13 protein-coding genes and 13 tRNA genes are annotated in these 15,421 nt (G+C 29.0%); 22 read left to right on the top strand and 4 right to left on the bottom strand.

Going from position 1 to position 15,421, the window contains the following annotated elements; genetic code table 11:
• Positions 1 to 94: 94 nt before the first annotated feature.
• From ALEK_RS03985 to ALEK_RS03955, 7 genes are read left to right on the top strand one after another with little or no spacing between them, the layout of a single operon-like run.
• A complete protein-coding gene (locus ALEK_RS03985; protein ID WP_228146301.1) occupies positions 95 to 826 on the top strand; it encodes a response regulator in 732 nt (243 codons plus the stop codon).
• Entirely contained in the window at positions 826 to 2,652 is a 1,827-nt protein-coding gene (locus ALEK_RS03980) for a sensor histidine kinase (protein WP_071627464.1), read from the top strand. The genes ALEK_RS03985 and ALEK_RS03980 overlap by 1 nt, the downstream gene beginning before the upstream one ends.
• A 53-nt stretch (positions 2,653 to 2,705) precedes the next feature.
• A complete protein-coding gene (locus ALEK_RS03975) occupies positions 2,706 to 3,659 on the top strand; it encodes an AAA family ATPase (RefSeq protein WP_071627465.1) in 954 nt (317 codons plus the stop codon).
• Positions 3,660 to 3,662: 3 nt separating this feature from the next.
• Positions 3,663 to 4,496 carry a DUF58 domain-containing protein gene (locus ALEK_RS03970; RefSeq protein ID WP_083574670.1) on the top strand — a complete coding sequence of 278 codons (834 nt, stop codon included), beginning with the start codon at positions 3,663 to 3,665 and terminating at the stop codon, positions 4,494 to 4,496.
• Positions 4,493 to 4,891 (top strand): hypothetical protein, encoded by a 399-nt coding sequence (locus tag ALEK_RS03965; protein WP_071627466.1) that lies wholly within the window; start codon positions 4,493 to 4,495, stop codon positions 4,889 to 4,891. The genes ALEK_RS03970 and ALEK_RS03965 overlap by 4 nt, the downstream gene beginning before the upstream one ends.
• A complete protein-coding gene (locus ALEK_RS03960) occupies positions 4,884 to 5,789 on the top strand; it encodes a VWA domain-containing protein (RefSeq protein WP_071627467.1) in 906 nt (301 codons plus the stop codon). The genes ALEK_RS03965 and ALEK_RS03960 overlap by 8 nt, the downstream gene beginning before the upstream one ends.
• Positions 5,790 to 5,791: 2 nt before the next feature.
• Entirely contained in the window at positions 5,792 to 6,640 is an 849-nt protein-coding gene (locus ALEK_RS03955; RefSeq protein ID WP_071627468.1) for a hypothetical protein, read from the top strand.
• Here ALEK_RS03955 and ALEK_RS03950 read toward each other — a convergent pair.
• The 4 genes from ALEK_RS03950 to ileS all read right to left on the bottom strand — a co-directional run bounded on the left by ALEK_RS03950 (position 6,637) and on the right by ileS (position 11,618).
• On the bottom strand, positions 6,637 to 7,914 hold the full coding sequence (locus tag ALEK_RS03950) for a UDP-N-acetylmuramoyl-L-alanyl-D-glutamate--2,6-diaminopimelate ligase (protein WP_071627469.1): 1,278 nt from the start codon (positions 7,912 to 7,914) through the stop codon (positions 6,637 to 6,639). The two genes, ALEK_RS03955 and ALEK_RS03950, sit on opposite strands and share 4 nt — an antisense overlap.
• Positions 7,895 to 8,488, bottom strand: a complete 594-nt coding sequence (locus ALEK_RS03945) for a hypothetical protein (protein WP_071627470.1) — start codon at positions 8,486 to 8,488, stop codon at positions 7,895 to 7,897. The genes ALEK_RS03950 and ALEK_RS03945 overlap by 20 nt, the downstream gene beginning before the upstream one ends.
• Positions 8,488 to 8,766, bottom strand: coding sequence for a NifU family protein (locus ALEK_RS03940; RefSeq protein WP_071627471.1), 279 nt, complete (start codon positions 8,764 to 8,766; stop codon positions 8,488 to 8,490). Before ALEK_RS03940 ends, ALEK_RS03945 begins: the two co-directional genes overlap by 1 nt.
• Before the next feature lie 122 nt (positions 8,767 to 8,888).
• Complete coding sequence (ileS, locus tag ALEK_RS03935) at positions 8,889 to 11,618, bottom strand: isoleucine--tRNA ligase (RefSeq protein ID WP_071627472.1); 2,730 nt, start codon at positions 11,616 to 11,618, stop codon at positions 8,889 to 8,891.
• 281 nt (positions 11,619 to 11,899) lie between these two features.
• On the opposite strand from ileS, the gene ALEK_RS03930 reads away from it, so the two are divergent.
• The 15 genes from ALEK_RS03930 to ALEK_RS03860 all read left to right on the top strand — a co-directional run bounded on the left by ALEK_RS03930 (position 11,900) and on the right by ALEK_RS03860 (position 15,417).
• Positions 11,900 to 13,258, top strand: a complete 1,359-nt coding sequence (locus ALEK_RS03930) for an FAD-dependent oxidoreductase (RefSeq protein WP_071627473.1) — start codon at positions 11,900 to 11,902, stop codon at positions 13,256 to 13,258.
• Between the two features lie 142 nt (positions 13,259 to 13,400).
• Entirely contained in the window at positions 13,401 to 13,940 is a 540-nt protein-coding gene (locus ALEK_RS03925) for a CinA family protein (RefSeq protein ID WP_071627474.1), read from the top strand.
• Between the two features lie 23 nt (positions 13,941 to 13,963).
• Positions 13,964 to 14,039 (top strand) — tRNA-Lys (locus tag ALEK_RS03920).
• Between the two features lie 42 nt (positions 14,040 to 14,081).
• Positions 14,082 to 14,156: transfer RNA gene (locus tag ALEK_RS03915), tRNA-Glu, on the top strand.
• A 2-nt stretch (positions 14,157 to 14,158) separates the two neighbouring features.
• Positions 14,159 to 14,234: transfer RNA gene (locus ALEK_RS03910), tRNA-Val, on the top strand.
• A gap of 94 nt (positions 14,235 to 14,328) precedes the next feature.
• Positions 14,329 to 14,405 (top strand) — tRNA-Asp (locus ALEK_RS03905).
• A 17-nt stretch (positions 14,406 to 14,422) separates the two neighbouring features.
• Positions 14,423 to 14,498: transfer RNA gene (locus ALEK_RS03900), tRNA-Lys, on the top strand.
• 42 nt (positions 14,499 to 14,540) lie between these two features.
• A tRNA-Glu gene (locus tag ALEK_RS03895) sits at positions 14,541 to 14,615 on the top strand.
• A gap of 2 nt (positions 14,616 to 14,617) precedes the next feature.
• A tRNA-Val gene (locus ALEK_RS03890) sits at positions 14,618 to 14,693 on the top strand.
• A 94-nt stretch (positions 14,694 to 14,787) separates the two neighbouring features.
• Positions 14,788 to 14,864 (top strand) — tRNA-Asp (locus ALEK_RS03885).
• 17 nt (positions 14,865 to 14,881) lie between these two features.
• A tRNA-Lys gene (locus ALEK_RS03880) sits at positions 14,882 to 14,957 on the top strand.
• A gap of 42 nt (positions 14,958 to 14,999) precedes the next feature.
• A tRNA-Glu gene (locus ALEK_RS03875) sits at positions 15,000 to 15,074 on the top strand.
• A gap of 2 nt (positions 15,075 to 15,076) precedes the next feature.
• Positions 15,077 to 15,152: transfer RNA gene (locus ALEK_RS03870), tRNA-Val, on the top strand.
• A gap of 95 nt (positions 15,153 to 15,247) precedes the next feature.
• Positions 15,248 to 15,324, top strand: a tRNA-Asp gene (locus ALEK_RS03865).
• Between the two features lie 17 nt (positions 15,325 to 15,341).
• A tRNA-Lys gene (locus ALEK_RS03860) sits at positions 15,342 to 15,417 on the top strand.
• The last annotated feature ends 4 nt before the right edge of the window (positions 15,418 to 15,421 follow it).

The following is a 15,421-nucleotide window of genomic DNA, read 5'->3' as shown; positions in this document are numbered from 1 at the left end:
ATAATTTGTATAGCTTTTATAGCAAGTTCGCTTAATCTTTCTTTAAATTGATAGTGAGTATCATAACCATTAATTTTAACAAAAAAGGATTTTGTTGACTAAATTATCAAATTTATCACAAAATGATATTGACATCAGTATTTTAATAGTAGAAGATGAAGTAATCCTAGCTATGTCTATGGAAGTTAGTTTAAAAAAAATGGGTTATGAAGTAACAGGAATAGAAACTAGTGCGGCACAAGCTATAAATCATGCAAGAAATAGACTACCAGATTTAGTAATTATGGATATAAATTTAAATAATAGTTCAGGAATTGATGCTGCCAATGAAATTTGGAAAAGCCTTAAAATACCTATTATATTTTTGACTTCATACTCAAATGACAAGACAATTAATCAAGCAATGGAATGTGAACCATACGGATATTTAATAAAACCATGCAGAGATAGAGATTTGAAAGCCACAATTACAATGGCTATACATAAACATAGATATTTTTTCGCTAATAAAAAGCAAGTAATAAAAGAGGAAAGTCAATATATATTAATAGAAGGTAATCTAAGTTTTGATAAAACAAAATCAGCTTTATACAAAAATGACTTACTAATAAAACTAACAAAAAATGAAAAAAAATTATTTGAAATAATGTGTGAAAACCCAAATAGTGTAATAAGTTTTGAACAAATATCTGCATACGTTTGGAGAGAAGAGCTTTATGATATGGGAAAACTTCGAACATTAATTTATAGACTAAGACAAAAACTAGAATTTAACCCTCTTGAAAATGTATATGAGTCTGGATATAAATTAAAGATTTCAAAATAATGCCTAAATTACTACAAGTAAAATCATATACTCTAAATATGAAAGTAGCTTTAGCTCTTTTTCTTTTATCTATATTTTTATTAAGTGTTCTTTTTTTAATGATTGTTCCAAAAATGCAAAAAGAACAATACGCACAAACAAAAAAAAGAATAGAACAAATGATTGCAGTAACTAAAGAACAAGTAAAAGTTGCAGGAAAAGCTCTTAGAATTCAAGGTGTTTTAGAAAAAAGTGAAACAAGATATAAATTAGTTTTAGACTTATTAGAACTAAAAAAAAATCATACTAGTACAGAAAATTTAATAAAAAACATAAAAAAAAGCAATATTGTAAATCACTGTTATTATCTTCTTGAAAATACAGATACAGTAAAAACAAATATCAAAAATAAACTTTTCCTAGAAGCAATAAAAAAAGCAAAAGAAGATACTTGGACTAATCACAAGTTTTTGAATAAACACTATTCATTAAAAAGAAAAGTCAAGTATTTATTATATAAAACAAAAATAGATAAAAATACAAATATCTCAATATTATGTGAAGAGTATAAACTTAATAAAAATCATGCTTCTTTTGAAGAAGGTATAAAAATAAATGTTCAAAAAACTTTTGCTTTAACACATAAGTTTCACAAAGGTAAAACTTATTTAATGTGGATTAATGATGAATATTCACAAGAAGATAATAGACCACTGTATGAAGAAGACCAAAAGAAAAGAAAAGAAAGATATTCAATAAGTAATATGTCCGATGTAAAAAATATTTTTACAGGGGATTTAACAGCAAAACAAATTAATGATGCTAAGAATAAAGAACCATTAGTTCACAAGCTAAATAATAAAAAAGCCCACACGTGGATAGATGATTTAAGTGATAAAAATGATAAATATACTTTTTTATTAGTTACAACTATTTATGATGAAGATTTAAATACACATGTTGATTCAACTTTTTGGAAAATTTTACCTGCTTCACTAACTGCTTTATTCCTATCTATTGTTGCTGGTTTCTTTTTATTCAAAAGACTATTTAAAGGTATAAATATTCTCTCAGATACTGCAAAAGAAGTAAATAAAGGGAATAAAAACATTAGAAGTAAAGTAAAAGGAAATGATGATATAGGTCATTTAGGAATTGTATTTGATTCAATGCTTGATTCCTTACAACAAAATATTAAAACCTTAGATTCAAAAGTAGAAAATAAAACTAAAGAATTACAAAACTCTCTAGAAGAGAAAGAGGTTTTATTAAAAGAGATTCATCACAGAGTAAAAAACAATCTAGCTATGACTATTGGATTAATAAAATTACAAGAAGTAGAAATTGAAGATGAAAATACAAAAAAAATATTAAACAATATTCAAGAGAGAATTTATACTATGGAGTTATTGCATAGGAAGTTATATGAATCTTCAAAATTAAATGAAATATCTTTCAAAGACTATGTGACAAATTTAGTATATGATATAGAAAATACATATAATTATGATAAAAAAATTGATGTTAATATTGATATTAAAGACATATACCTAAATATAGAAATAGCAATGCCTTGTGGTTTGATAATAAATGAAGTAATTACAAATGCTTTCAAATATGCTTTCAAAAATAATGATAAACCAAAACTATTAATTAAAATGGAAAGAACAGATAATACATATACTTTAATTATTAAAGATAATGGAGAAGGAATAGATAAAAATATAGATATTTATAACTCTGATTCTTTAGGCTTGAAACTAATAAATACAATCTCAAAACTGCAATTACAAGGGAAACTAACATATTCTTATGAAAATGGTGCAAAATTTCTTATTGAATTCTAAATTTTTTATGACACTTTTGATAAAATAAATCAGCAAAAAGTCAAGGATAATATTTGAATTCACATGAGAAGTTAAAGCAACTAAGAGATGAGATAAAAAAAGGTGTAATAGGTCAAGAAGATATGGTTAGTTCTATTTTAATAGGATTATTAACAAATGGACATATTTTACTTGAAGGTGTTCCAGGACTTGCAAAAACAACTACAGTAAAAGCTATTTCAGATGCTATTGATTTAGATTTTAAAAGAGTACAATTTACACCTGATTTATTACCAAGTGATATTATAGGGGCTCAAATCTATGATATGAAAACTAGTGAATTCAAAATCAAAAAAGGTCCTATCTTTACAAACTTACTTTTAGCAGACGAGATTAATAGAGCTCCTGCAAAAGTTCAATCAGCACTTCTTGAAGTTATGCAAGAGAGACAAGTAACTATTGCTGAGAATTCATTCAAAGTTGATTCTCCTTTTTTAGTATTAGCAACTCAAAATCCAATTGAACAAGAAGGTGCATATTCACTTCCTGAAGCTCAATTAGATAGATTTATGTTCAAAATTGTAGTTGATTATAATAATAAAGAAGAAGAGTATGAAATAGCAAAAAAAGCTACTATGAACTCTTTTGAAACAATAAATAAAGTTTTAGATAAAGATAGTTTAGAAGAGTTAAAAAAAGAAGTTTTAAATATTCATATTGATAAAGAACTTGAAGAGTATATTGTAACAATTATTTGTGCAACAAGAGAACCTAAAGATTATGGATTAGAAGAAATAGAAGAACAAATACATTTTGGAGCAAGTCCAAGAGCAACAATTGATATGTTTAAAGCTGTGAAGGCTAGTGCTTATTTAAGAGGGAATGATTATGTTTCGCCCCTTGATATTTCATTAGTTGCAAAAAGTATATTAAGACATAGAATTATTCTAAGTTATGAAGCTCAAGCCCAAGAAATTAATGTTGATAATTTAATACAAAAAATCTTAGAAAAAATTGATATTCCATAAACAATGAATCAAGCTTTAAAAAAAATACTTATCAAAAGTAAAAAACAAGCCTTCTCTGAAATAATAGGAAATAACACTTCTAAACAAAAAGGGGAAGGTTATGATTTTTGTGAACTTAAAGAGTATGAATATGGAGAAGATGTAAAAAACATTGATTGGGTTATAAGTGCTAAAATGCAAAAACCTTATGTAAAAGTTTTTCACTCTCAAAAAGAACAAAATATCAAAATAGTAAACCTACTTGGTGGTTCAATATTTTTTGGTTCAAAAAGATTCAAACAAGATATTATTTGTGAATTATCATCTGCCATTGCTTTTATCTCCACAAAACAAGGAGATCCTTTTGCTTCTTATATTGCAAATGAATCCTTACAGCTTTGTACAAAAAAATCAAAAAGAGTTTTTAATGTAAACTTTATGAGTGAACAACTATATAACTACAATGTCATAGGTAAAAGTATAAACTATCCTCATATTACAAAAGAGTTATTTAAAGCTATAAATCATAAATCAATTATATTTTTAATTGGTGATTTTTTTGATATTGAAAGTTTAGATTTAAAACTACTAGCAACAAAACATGAAGTTATTGCTTTAGTAATAAGAGATAAATTTGAAGAAGAACCACTAGAATTAGGAAATGTAAATTTTAATGATCCAAGCTCAAATATAAATTATGAAGGATTACTAAATAAATCAACAATAAATGAATATATTAAAAAAGTTCAAAGTAATGATAAAAAACTATTTAAACATTTTCAAGACTGCTCAATTAGATTTACAAAAGTTTATACCCATGAAGAACCTATCAAAAAGTTAATAGGTTTATTAAGATGATAGAAAATACTCAAACTTTAAAACTACATGATATAAAAGATATAGTTGAAATACCAGATAACTCTTTTTTATTTCTAGTATTAATATCTATTTTTTGTTTTATTTTATTAATCATTTTAATTGTATTTGTAACTAAAATGATTAAAAGAAAAAAACCAAATAGAAGAAAAGAGTATTTATCTAATCTTAAAAATATTGATTTTTCTAATAGTAAAAAAACAGCATATGAAATAAGTAAATATTCAAGATTATTAGCAAAAACACCTAGAGAGATAAAACTAGCAAATGAACTAATAGAAGAATTAGATAAATACAAATACAAAAAAGAAGTTGATAAAATAGATAAAAATATAAAAGCAAAATTATCTACTTTTATGGAGAGTTTAGATGTTTAATAATATTACACTTGAATATCCATATATACTTTTACTTATTTTTATTTTTGTAATCTGTTCTATTTTTTGTAAAGCAAAAAGCCCTTCATATTTGATTCCTCATTTACATATATTTCAAGAATCAAATAAGAAGACAAACATCTTTTTAAATATTTTGAAGTACTTGATTATAGTCCTATCTATAATCGCCCTATCTTCACCTATAAAAATACTAGATAACAAACTAATAAAAAATGATGGTATTAATATTATTCTAAATCTTGATGCAAGTGGTTCTATGAAATATAGAGACTTAGATAAAAACGATGAAAGCAAAAATAGATTTGATGTAGTAAAAGAGATAGTAAAAGACTTCATAAATAAAAGAAATGCTGATAACATAGGATTAGTTGTCTTTGGAGATGCTGCATTATTAGCAAGTCCCCTAAGTTTTGATAAAAATGCACAAAAAGAAATAATTAATTATTTAGAAGTTGAAATGGCAGGAAGTAAAACTGCTTTATATGACTCACTAGCTTCTAGTATTAATATCCTAAAGAAAAAAGAAGCCAAATCAAATGTAATCATTTTATTAAGTGATGGAGAAGATACAGCCAGTCAGATACCAAAAGATGTAGTATTAAGGTTACTTAGTAAATATAAAATAAAAGTATATACAGTAGGAATTGGCCCTTCTAATAAAAGTGTTTTATCTCAAATCGCGAAACAATCTAATGCAAAAGCATATACAGCATATTCAAAAAAAGATCTTAAAACCATATACGAAGATATAAATAATTTAGAGAAGTCAAAAATAGAGAAAAATCGTATTATTTTAAAAGATTACCTTTTCTTTTATCCTCTGTTTTTAGCTATAATTTTGTTGATTATTTACATCTACATAAAAAACAAAGAGTAACAATGGAAGAACAGAAGAAAGAAGAAATAAAGGAACTTTTAAAAAAATCTGCCTCAACAGATCATTTTAAAGAACACAAAATAGAAAGAGAAAAAAAGAAAGAGAATACAAACTCTAAAGACGAAAAACTTGAAAAAAGAAAAACTAACAAATCTAACTCACAAAAATCAATAAGTAAAGAAGAAAAAAAGAATTTAACTTTTCCAGTTATAGGAATTTTTGCAATACTAATATTTACTGCAATAGTTTTTTTATTTAATAGACAAAATGAAATTATTGAAGATTTACAAGTTGAAAAAAAACAAATACTTAAATCACAAGAAGTTCTTGTAAAAAAAGAAAAAACTACAAAAGAAGAAGTAATAGTAAAAACTCAAACTCCTAAAGTAGAAACTGTTATTCAAATAAAAGAAGTAATCAAAGAAGTTAAAATAAGTGATGAAAACTTAACAAAAAAGAAATTCAAAGAGTTTTACAATACAAGAAGCTTTAATAAACTTACATGTTATGGATATAAAGCAGCTACTATTATGCCAACAACTTCATGTAAAGAACAAATGAAAAGTTTTCTAGAAAAGAATAAAAAAGCAATAAGACTTGAAGTAATTGCTGTTTTAGGAAAAGACGATATTGATGCATTTAAAGGAATAGAAAATATTAAATTAGAGAACTATTCTAAATCAAGTAAATTAAAAACTTATGCGTTAAGAGGATTAGCTAGGGATAGAGTTTTAGAGCTGTCTTGGCAGATTAAACAGATCTTAGGCAAAGATACTATTCTTACACCAACAAACTACTTTGTAGAGTCTGTGAAGAATAATAAAGGGATATTAATTAAAGCATATCATTAGATATGCTTTAAGATTTCCTCTTTATCAGAAAATGGTATTTTTTTATCATAAATAGTTTGAGTTGATTCATCACCTTTTCCAAGGATTAATACAACTGAATCTTTATCTGCCATATCAATGGCCATTTTAATTGCAGCTTTTCTATTAATATCAACTTTCACACTTTGATGGTTTTTGATACCTTTTAAAATATCTTCAACAATTAAATCTGGATCTTCAAATCTTGGATTATCAGATGTTACTATTATATGTTTTGAATAAGAAGCAGCAATACTTCCCATTAGTGGTCTTTTATCTTGATCTCTATCTCCACCAGCACCAAATACACAAATAATATCTCTTTCATTAAAACTTTGAAGTACTTCTTTCATTCCATCAGGAGTATGAGCAAAATCAACAATAATTAATGGATCAGCATGGATAGTTTCCATTCTTCCAGATACACCAGCAAAGTTTTCTACTACTTCACAAATCTCATCTAAATCTTTGTTTGTAAGCATATGAACTGCACCAACTGCTGCCATTAGATTATAAACATTAAAAATACCCATCATTGTTGATGAAAAAGAATGCATCTTACCAAAATGAGAAAACATTACATGCATTCCATTTTTAAAAGAGTATGCTGCAACTTTATAAGTTGATGGATCATCCAAAGAATAAGCTAATGTATTCTTAGTATTAAATCTAACATTCTTATCATCTTTATTAATAAGTTTTTTTGTATCATCTCTTAAGAAAGAGTTTTTAACATTAATATACTCTTCGATAGTTTTGTGATAGTCAAGATGATCTCTAGTAATATTAGTATGAATTTTAAGTTCAAACTTTATACCTTCAATTCTTTTTTGTTCAATTGCATGAGAACTAACTTCCATTACAAAGAAGTCACATTCGTTTTCAATAGCTTTTTGAATATGTGCAAAATTACCTAATTGAACAGGAGTAGTTAAAGAGTACTCTTCAATTCTTTCATCATTAATGAAAAAACCTCTAGTTCCTTGAAGAGCAACTTTATATCCTAAATCCAATAAAAAAGAATAAATAGCAGCTGCTGTAGTTGTTTTACCGTTAGTTCCAGTAATACCAATTACTTTAATACTAGACATATCAAAGTGCTGATCTAAATCTTTTGCTTGAATAATTTCAGTGCAGCCCTTACTCTTGGCTGCATCTACAAATTTTTCATTCTGTTTAGAAACTACAAAAACGCTATTTTCATTCGCTTCATTAGAATTATCTGTATAAGTTTTATTATTTATGATTATTTGCAAGTTCTTTCTCTTCCAATCTTTTATATAACTTCTCAATTTCTTCGTCATAAGAAAAATACTCATTAAAGCCATCAAGATATGTATATGCTGTTGTATTAAAATCATTATCAATCAATTTAGTTACAAAATCAAAGAAATCATCTTTATTTTCAATTGCAACTTTTGTTGAAAACATAATATCTTCAAATGCAATTCTAAAAGAACCTCTTGAATCAATCAATCTTTTGAAATCATCATATTTTATTGCATCTAAAGAATCTACCGTCGAGTTACTTAAATCTTTTAGTAATCCCATCATTTTATCAATATCACCATCGTAAGCATTTACAATATCTTCTACATATGTTATAGCTTCTTCAATACTATCTTGTTTTACAACAGAGAAGTAATCAAACAAAGAAATAGCTTTTTCTTCATCTTCACTTGCTATGTCACAAAATAGCGCGTATATTGGGTATTCTTTATTACTTGGGAAATTTGAAGACAATTGAGAGTATAAAAATAAAGCTTTTTCGAACATTTTTTGAGTGAAAAAACTATTTGCTTCATTTAATAGTCTACTTTCGTTAATCATTAAAATTCCTCTAATCTATTTTCCATGCCTTGAGGTACATTCACGATTTCTAATTCAGGGTGAATTGCAGCTTTTAATTCTTTTTCAACAATATATTTCAAAGTACTACCACTAGCACTACAACCGACACATGCCCCTTGTAATTGGATATATACTTTAGCATCTTTTATTTGTAATAATTGAATTGCGCCACCATCTCTTGCTAACATTGGGGCTATCTTACTTTTTATAATCGAACTAACAGGAGATTGTAAATCTTCATCTGAAAATGGCATCATGTTACTTTACCTCTTTTGCTTTTTTCTTTACTAAATATATTCCAAGAGCAGTTAATCCTAAGATAACTGCAATTGTTTGGAATATAAATGTTAATGATACTTGATCTTGAAACATGTGAACTCTAGTTTAAAACTTCGTCACATCTTGAACAAAGTGTATCTTCTTTTGTTGCTGTAAATTTCCAACATCTTGGACATTTATGAGCACTTGCTTTGTATACTTCAAAATCTTTCCCATCTATTTGGAATGTTCCTAGTATATCTGAGCTTTGTTTAGTATTCGTTACAGAAGATACTAAGAACCAGTCAGAAGCTTCAGTATTTCCAAGAGCTAAAATCTCTTCACAATTAGTGTACATATCTAATTCTAAAGTAGATTTAATCACTTTTTCTTTACTTAATGCATCTTTGATTTCAGAGAATTTTTCTTTTGCAGCTAATAATACTTCTTCATTAAATGATGAAGTAACTTCTGGTAATACTACTTTTTCATAATCGTAGATATCTTTAGCATCACCTTTAATAAATGCAGGTGCATAGTCTAATAACTCATCCATTGTATAAGTTAAGATACAAGCTAAAGTAGAAATTAATTTCTTAGCAATTAATGCCATTGCACTTTGAGATGCAAGTCTATGAATATCATTTTTATCATCACAATATAATCTATCTTTACAAACATCTAAATAGATACCAGATAAATCAACAACTAAGAAGTTATTTAATTTATTTAATCCTTTAGAGAATTCATATACATTAAATGCAGCTTCAATTTCATCAAATACAGATTTAGCTCTAGATAAAATCCATTTATCAACTTCACCCATTTTGTCAACAGAAACAATCTCTTCTAAGTCACTTACGTTTGCAAGTAGGAATCTTGAAGTATTTCTAATTTTTCTATATAACTCTGCGTTTTGTTTTAAGATATTATCAGAGATTTTTAAATCTGATTGATAATCACTCATAGCAACCCATAGTCTTAAAATCTCAGAACCATATTGTTTCATTACCTTATCAGGTGCAACAACATTTCCTTTTGATTTAGACATTTTTTCACCCTTTTCATCAACAGTAAACCCATGAGTTAAAATTGATTTATAAGGTGCAATTTCTTGCGATGCTAAAGTAGTTAATAATGATGATTGGAACCAACCTCTATGTTGATCTGAACCTTCTAAGTACATATCAGCAGGAAAAGTACCAGCATCATAATTTCTTGATCTTAATACTGCATTTTGAGTAGAACCAGAATCAAACCATACATCTAAAATATCTACAGTTTTTTCTAAATCTTCAGGATTAAGTCCAGAACCTGGATATAATAATTCTGAAATTTCTAAATCATACCAAGCATCACAACCTTTTTGTTCAAAGATCATAGCAGTATAGTTAAGAACTTTTTCATCAAAAATGATTTCATCAGTCTTTTTATTTCTAAAGAATGCAATAGGCACTCCCCAGTCTCTTTGTCTAGAGATACACCAATCAGGTCTACCATCAAGCATAGATCTTAATCTATTTCTTCCCCACTCAGGATAAAAAGTTAAATCTTCAACAACTTGAAGAGCATTTTCTCTAAGTGTTTTATTTTGTTCACCATACTCATCATCAATTGAGATAAACCATTGTTTAGTTGCTCTAAAGATAATAGGTGTATGTGTTCTCCAACAATGTGGATAAGAGTGTCTAATATCAACATGTTTAATTAAAGCATCGCCTAATTCTTCTAAAATTAATGCATTTGCTTTAAATACATTTAATCCAAGATATTTATCAGTATCTCTAAATAATTTTTCTCTTACAATTGTTTCATCATATTTCCCATAAGCGTCAACAGGCATGATAACATCTAATCCATATCTTAAACCAACTTTATAGTCATCCTCACCATGTCCAGGAGCTGTATGTACTGCACCAGTACCAGCATCCATTTCAACGTGTTCACCTAAGATAATTTTTGATTGTCTATCATTAATTGGATTAATTGCATGAGTATTTTCTAATTCTTTAGGACATACAGAATCAACAATTTCACCAGAGATTATTTCATTTTCAATTAATGAATTATATAATTTTTTAGCAACGATAAATTTATCAGATGTTAATACATACTCTTCTTCACCATTTAAAGAAATACCAGTATTAGCTGGTAATGTCCATGGAGTTGTAGTCCAGATAATTACAGATGCATCTAATTTTTCATGCTTGAATGCAACATAAATAGATGGAGATGTTTTATCTTCATATTCAACTTCTGCTTCAGCTAATGCTGTTTGTGCAGCCCAAGACCAATATACTGGCTTAGATCTTTGAATTAATAAACCTTGCTTAGCAATAGCACATAATTCTCTATAGATATTTGCTTCAAATTTGAAATCCATTGTTAAATATGGATTTTCCCAATCAGCAATAACACCTAATTTCTTAAATTCATCTCTTTGAATATCAACAAATCTAGATGCATGATCCCTACATAATTGTCTTAATTTAGATTTTGGTAACTCTTTTTTCTTAGTAGACCCAATCTTCTCTTCAACTTTTTGCTCAATTGGTAGACCATGACAATCCCAACCTGGAACGTATCTAATTGATTTCCCATCAAAGTAGTGAAACTTGTTAATAATATCTTTTAAAACTTTGTTTAATGCATGACCAATATGAATGTGTCCATTTGCATATGGTGGTCCATCATGTAAAGTAAAAGAAGGAGCACCTTCTCTATTCTTTTTCATTCTGTCATAAACTTTTTGTTCATCCCAAGACTTATATCTTTTTGGCTCGTTTTGAGGAAGATTCCCTCTCATAGGGAATGAAGTTTTTGGTAGTAATAAACTCTCTTTGTAATCCATTTTAAAGTACCTTCAATTATCTAAATATATATAGTTTTTATTAAATCGTAGATTATATCTAAATAAGTTTAAAACTAGTATTAGTGAAACTTTTATAAATTTCGTAAGTTGCACATTGTGTACAAAAAATGTACATAAATGACTTCTATCCATTATTACTAGGTGTTACGAAACTCTATACTTTATTACTTTAATGCACAATTATTTATTTTATTTAACTTAATCTAACTTTAATATGATATAATCCATCTATATTTCGCAAATAGATAGGAACTATAAATATGAATGAGAAACATTATGAAGTCGTTATTGTTGGTGGAGGAATCTCTGGTGCAGCATTATTCTTTGAGCTAGCAAAATATTCTAGTGCAAAAAATATTTGTTTATTAGAAAAATATGAAGGTCTTGCAACTCTTAACTCAAAAGGTACAAGTAACTCTCAAACAATTCACGTAGGTGATATTGAGACTAACTATACTTTTGAAAAAGCAAAAATCACTAAAAGAACTGCCAAAATGATTGAGAAGTTCTGTTTAGAGTATGGTTTACAAGAAACTGTTATGCATAAGCATCAAAAAATGGCTTTAGGTGTTGGAGCTGATGAAGTTGAATTTATTACAAATAGATATAACGAATTCAAAGAAATTTTCCCTTACTTAGAATTATGGGATAAAGAACAATTAAGAGAATTAGAGCCTAAATTAGTTTATGCAGATAAAGAACAAACTATTGATAGACCAGAGCCAATCGTTGCTATGGGTGCAAAAGATCAATATACAACTGTTGACTTTGGTGCTATGACAAACGAATTAGCTAAAGCTGCGCAAAGTGCAGATGAATCAAAAACTACAGATATTTTCTACAACTCAGAAGTAGAAGAAATTGAACAAATTGGTGATAAATACAAATTAACTACTGTTAATGGTACTGTTTATACTGCTGACTTCGTTGTAGTTAATGCTGGTGCTCACTCATTATACTTAGCTCATAAAATGGGTTACGGTAAACATATGGGATCATTATCAATGGCTGGATCATTCTATATTACTAGTGGTGAATTCTTAAATGGTAAAGTTTACATGGTTCAAAATGATAAATTACCATTTGCAGCATTGCATGGTGATCCAGATATCTTAGAAGATGGAAAAACTAGATTTGGACCAACAGCATTAGCTCTTGGTGTACTTGAAAGATATAAAGGATTCAAATCAGTTGGTCAATGTATTAAAACAATGAACATTGATGGTAATATTCTTAAAATCTTCTGGGACTTATTAAAAGATTCAGAAATTAGAAACTATGTATTCAAAAACTTCTTATTCGAAGTTCCAGGTATCAATAAAAAGTTATTCGTAAAAGATGCTCAAAAAATTGTACCATCATTATCTGTTGATGATATTGAATATGCAAAAGGATTTGGTGGTGTTAGACCTCAGGTTCTAAATAAAGAAGAACAAAAATTAATGCTTGGTGAAGCATCAATTAACCCAGGTAATGGAATTATCTTTAATATGACTCCATCTCCAGGTGCAACATCTTGTTTAGGAAATGCAGAAAGAGATATCAAAGTAGTTTGTGATTACTTAAATATTGAATTCTATGAAGATCAATTCTTAGCTGATTATACAGACGACAAGTAATTTTCATATTACACATATATAATAAGAGTATTTAACTCTTATTATATAGCCCAACTTCTTTTAATATTTACACTTTTTTTTATACTACTTTTTACTACAACTATATATAATACTATAATTACAATTTTAAGGCTTCTATAACATGAGAAATGAAATATTTAATACTAATGACATGATTGAACTTCAAACACTGCTAAGAGCTAATAAAAAGACTATAACAACAGCTGAATCATGTACGGGTGGATTAATAGCTCATCTAATAACAAAAATTTCTGGTTCATCTGATATTTTTAATGGAGCAATAGTCTCTTATTCAAATGAAATAAAAGAACAAGAATTACATGTAAAAAATACAACTTTAAATGATTTTGGAGCAGTTTCAAAAGAAGTTGTAAAACAGATGTTAGAAGGAAGCCTAGTAAAATTTAGTGCCGACTACGCTATAGCCGTATCTGGGGTAGCAGGACCAACAGGTGGAAGTGAAAATAAACCAGTAGGTACAGTAGTGATAGGAATAGCACAGAAGAATGCCGATTATATCGTGGATACATGCCATTTTGAAGGTAGCAGAGAAGAGGTTCAAATACAAGCTGCAAATACGGCATTAGCAAAAATTTTTAAATTTCTTCGGAAAAGTCTTGACAAAGAAATAAAAACCTATTATAATTCCAGTCCAATTTAAGAACAACAACTTAAATTACGAGTGACCCGTTAGCTCAGCTGGTAGAGCATCTCCCTTTTAAGGAGGTGGCCGATGGTTCGAATCCATCACGGGTCACCATTCAAATTTATGATTTGAATTCACAATATAATGTTAAACGATGGCCCCTTCATCTAGCGGTTAGGATCTTGGATTTTCATTCCAATCACAGGAGTTCGAGTCTCCTAGGGGTCACCATCGGTCGATTAGCTCAGTTGGTAGAGCGCTACCCTTACAAGGTAGACGTCGCAAGTTCGAGTCTTGCATCGACCACCATTTTTAAATAATCACAAAATGCAGTGGCATTAGATTTTTTAAAGATTCATTTTTCAAAGTGACTTCTAAATACCTAGTATTTAGTATTAATAGTGCGGTAGTAGTTTAGTTGGTTAGAACGCCTGCCTGTCACGCAGGAGGTCGAGGGTTCGAGTCCCTTCTACCGCGCCACTATTTTTTTTCATTGTGACCCGTTAGCTCAGCTGGTAGAGCATCTCCCTTTTAAGGAGGTGGCCGATGGTTCGAATCCATCACGGGTCACCATTCAAATTTATGATTTGAATTCACAATATAATGTTAAACGATGGCCCCTTCATCTAGCGGTTAGGATCTTGGATTTTCATTCCAATCACAGGAGTTCGAGTCTCCTAGGGGTCACCATCGGTCGATTAGCTCAGTTGGTAGAGCGCTACCCTTACAAGGTAGACGTCGCAAGTTCGAGTCTTGCATCGACCACCATTTTTAAATAATCACAAAATGCAGTGGCATTAGATTTTTTAAAGATTCATTTTTCAAAGTGACTTCTAAATACCTAGTATTTAGTATTAATAGTGCGGTAGTAGTTTAGTTGGTTAGAACGCCTGCCTGTCACGCAGGAGGTCGAGGGTTCGAGTCCCTTCTACCGCGCCACTATTTTTTTTCATTGTGACCCGTTAGCTCAGCTGGTAGAGCATCTCCCTTTTAAGGAGGTGGCCGATGGTTCGAATCCATCACGGGTCACCATTCAAATTTATGATTTGAATTCACAATATAATGTTAAACGATGGCCCCTTCATCTAGCGGTTAGGATCTTGGATTTTCATTCCAATCACAGGAGTTCGAGTCTCCTAGGGGTCACCATCGGTCGATTAGCTCAGTTGGTAGAGCGCTACCCTTACAAGGTAGACGTCGCAAGTTCGAGTCTTGCATCGACCACCATTTTTAAATAATCACAAAATGCAGTGGCATTAGATTTTTTAAAGATTCATTTTTTCAAAGTGACTTCTAAATACCTAGTGTTTAGTATTAATAGTGCGGTAGTAGTTTAGTTGGTTAGAACGCCTGCCTGTCACGCAGGAGGTCGAGGGTTCGAGTCCCTTCTACCGCGCCACTATTTTTTTTCATTGTGACCCGTTAGCTCAGCTGGTAGAGCATCTCCCTTTTAAGGAGGTGGCCGATGGTTCGAATCCATCACGGGTCACCATTCA

Origin of the sequence: Poseidonibacter lekithochrous (assembly GCF_013283835.1) — a bacterium.
Taxonomy (GTDB): domain Bacteria; phylum Campylobacterota; class Campylobacteria; order Campylobacterales; family Arcobacteraceae; genus Poseidonibacter; species Poseidonibacter lekithochrous.
The sequence above is the reverse complement of the archived record's forward strand: the minus strand, read 5'-3'. Positions and strand labels throughout refer to the sequence as shown.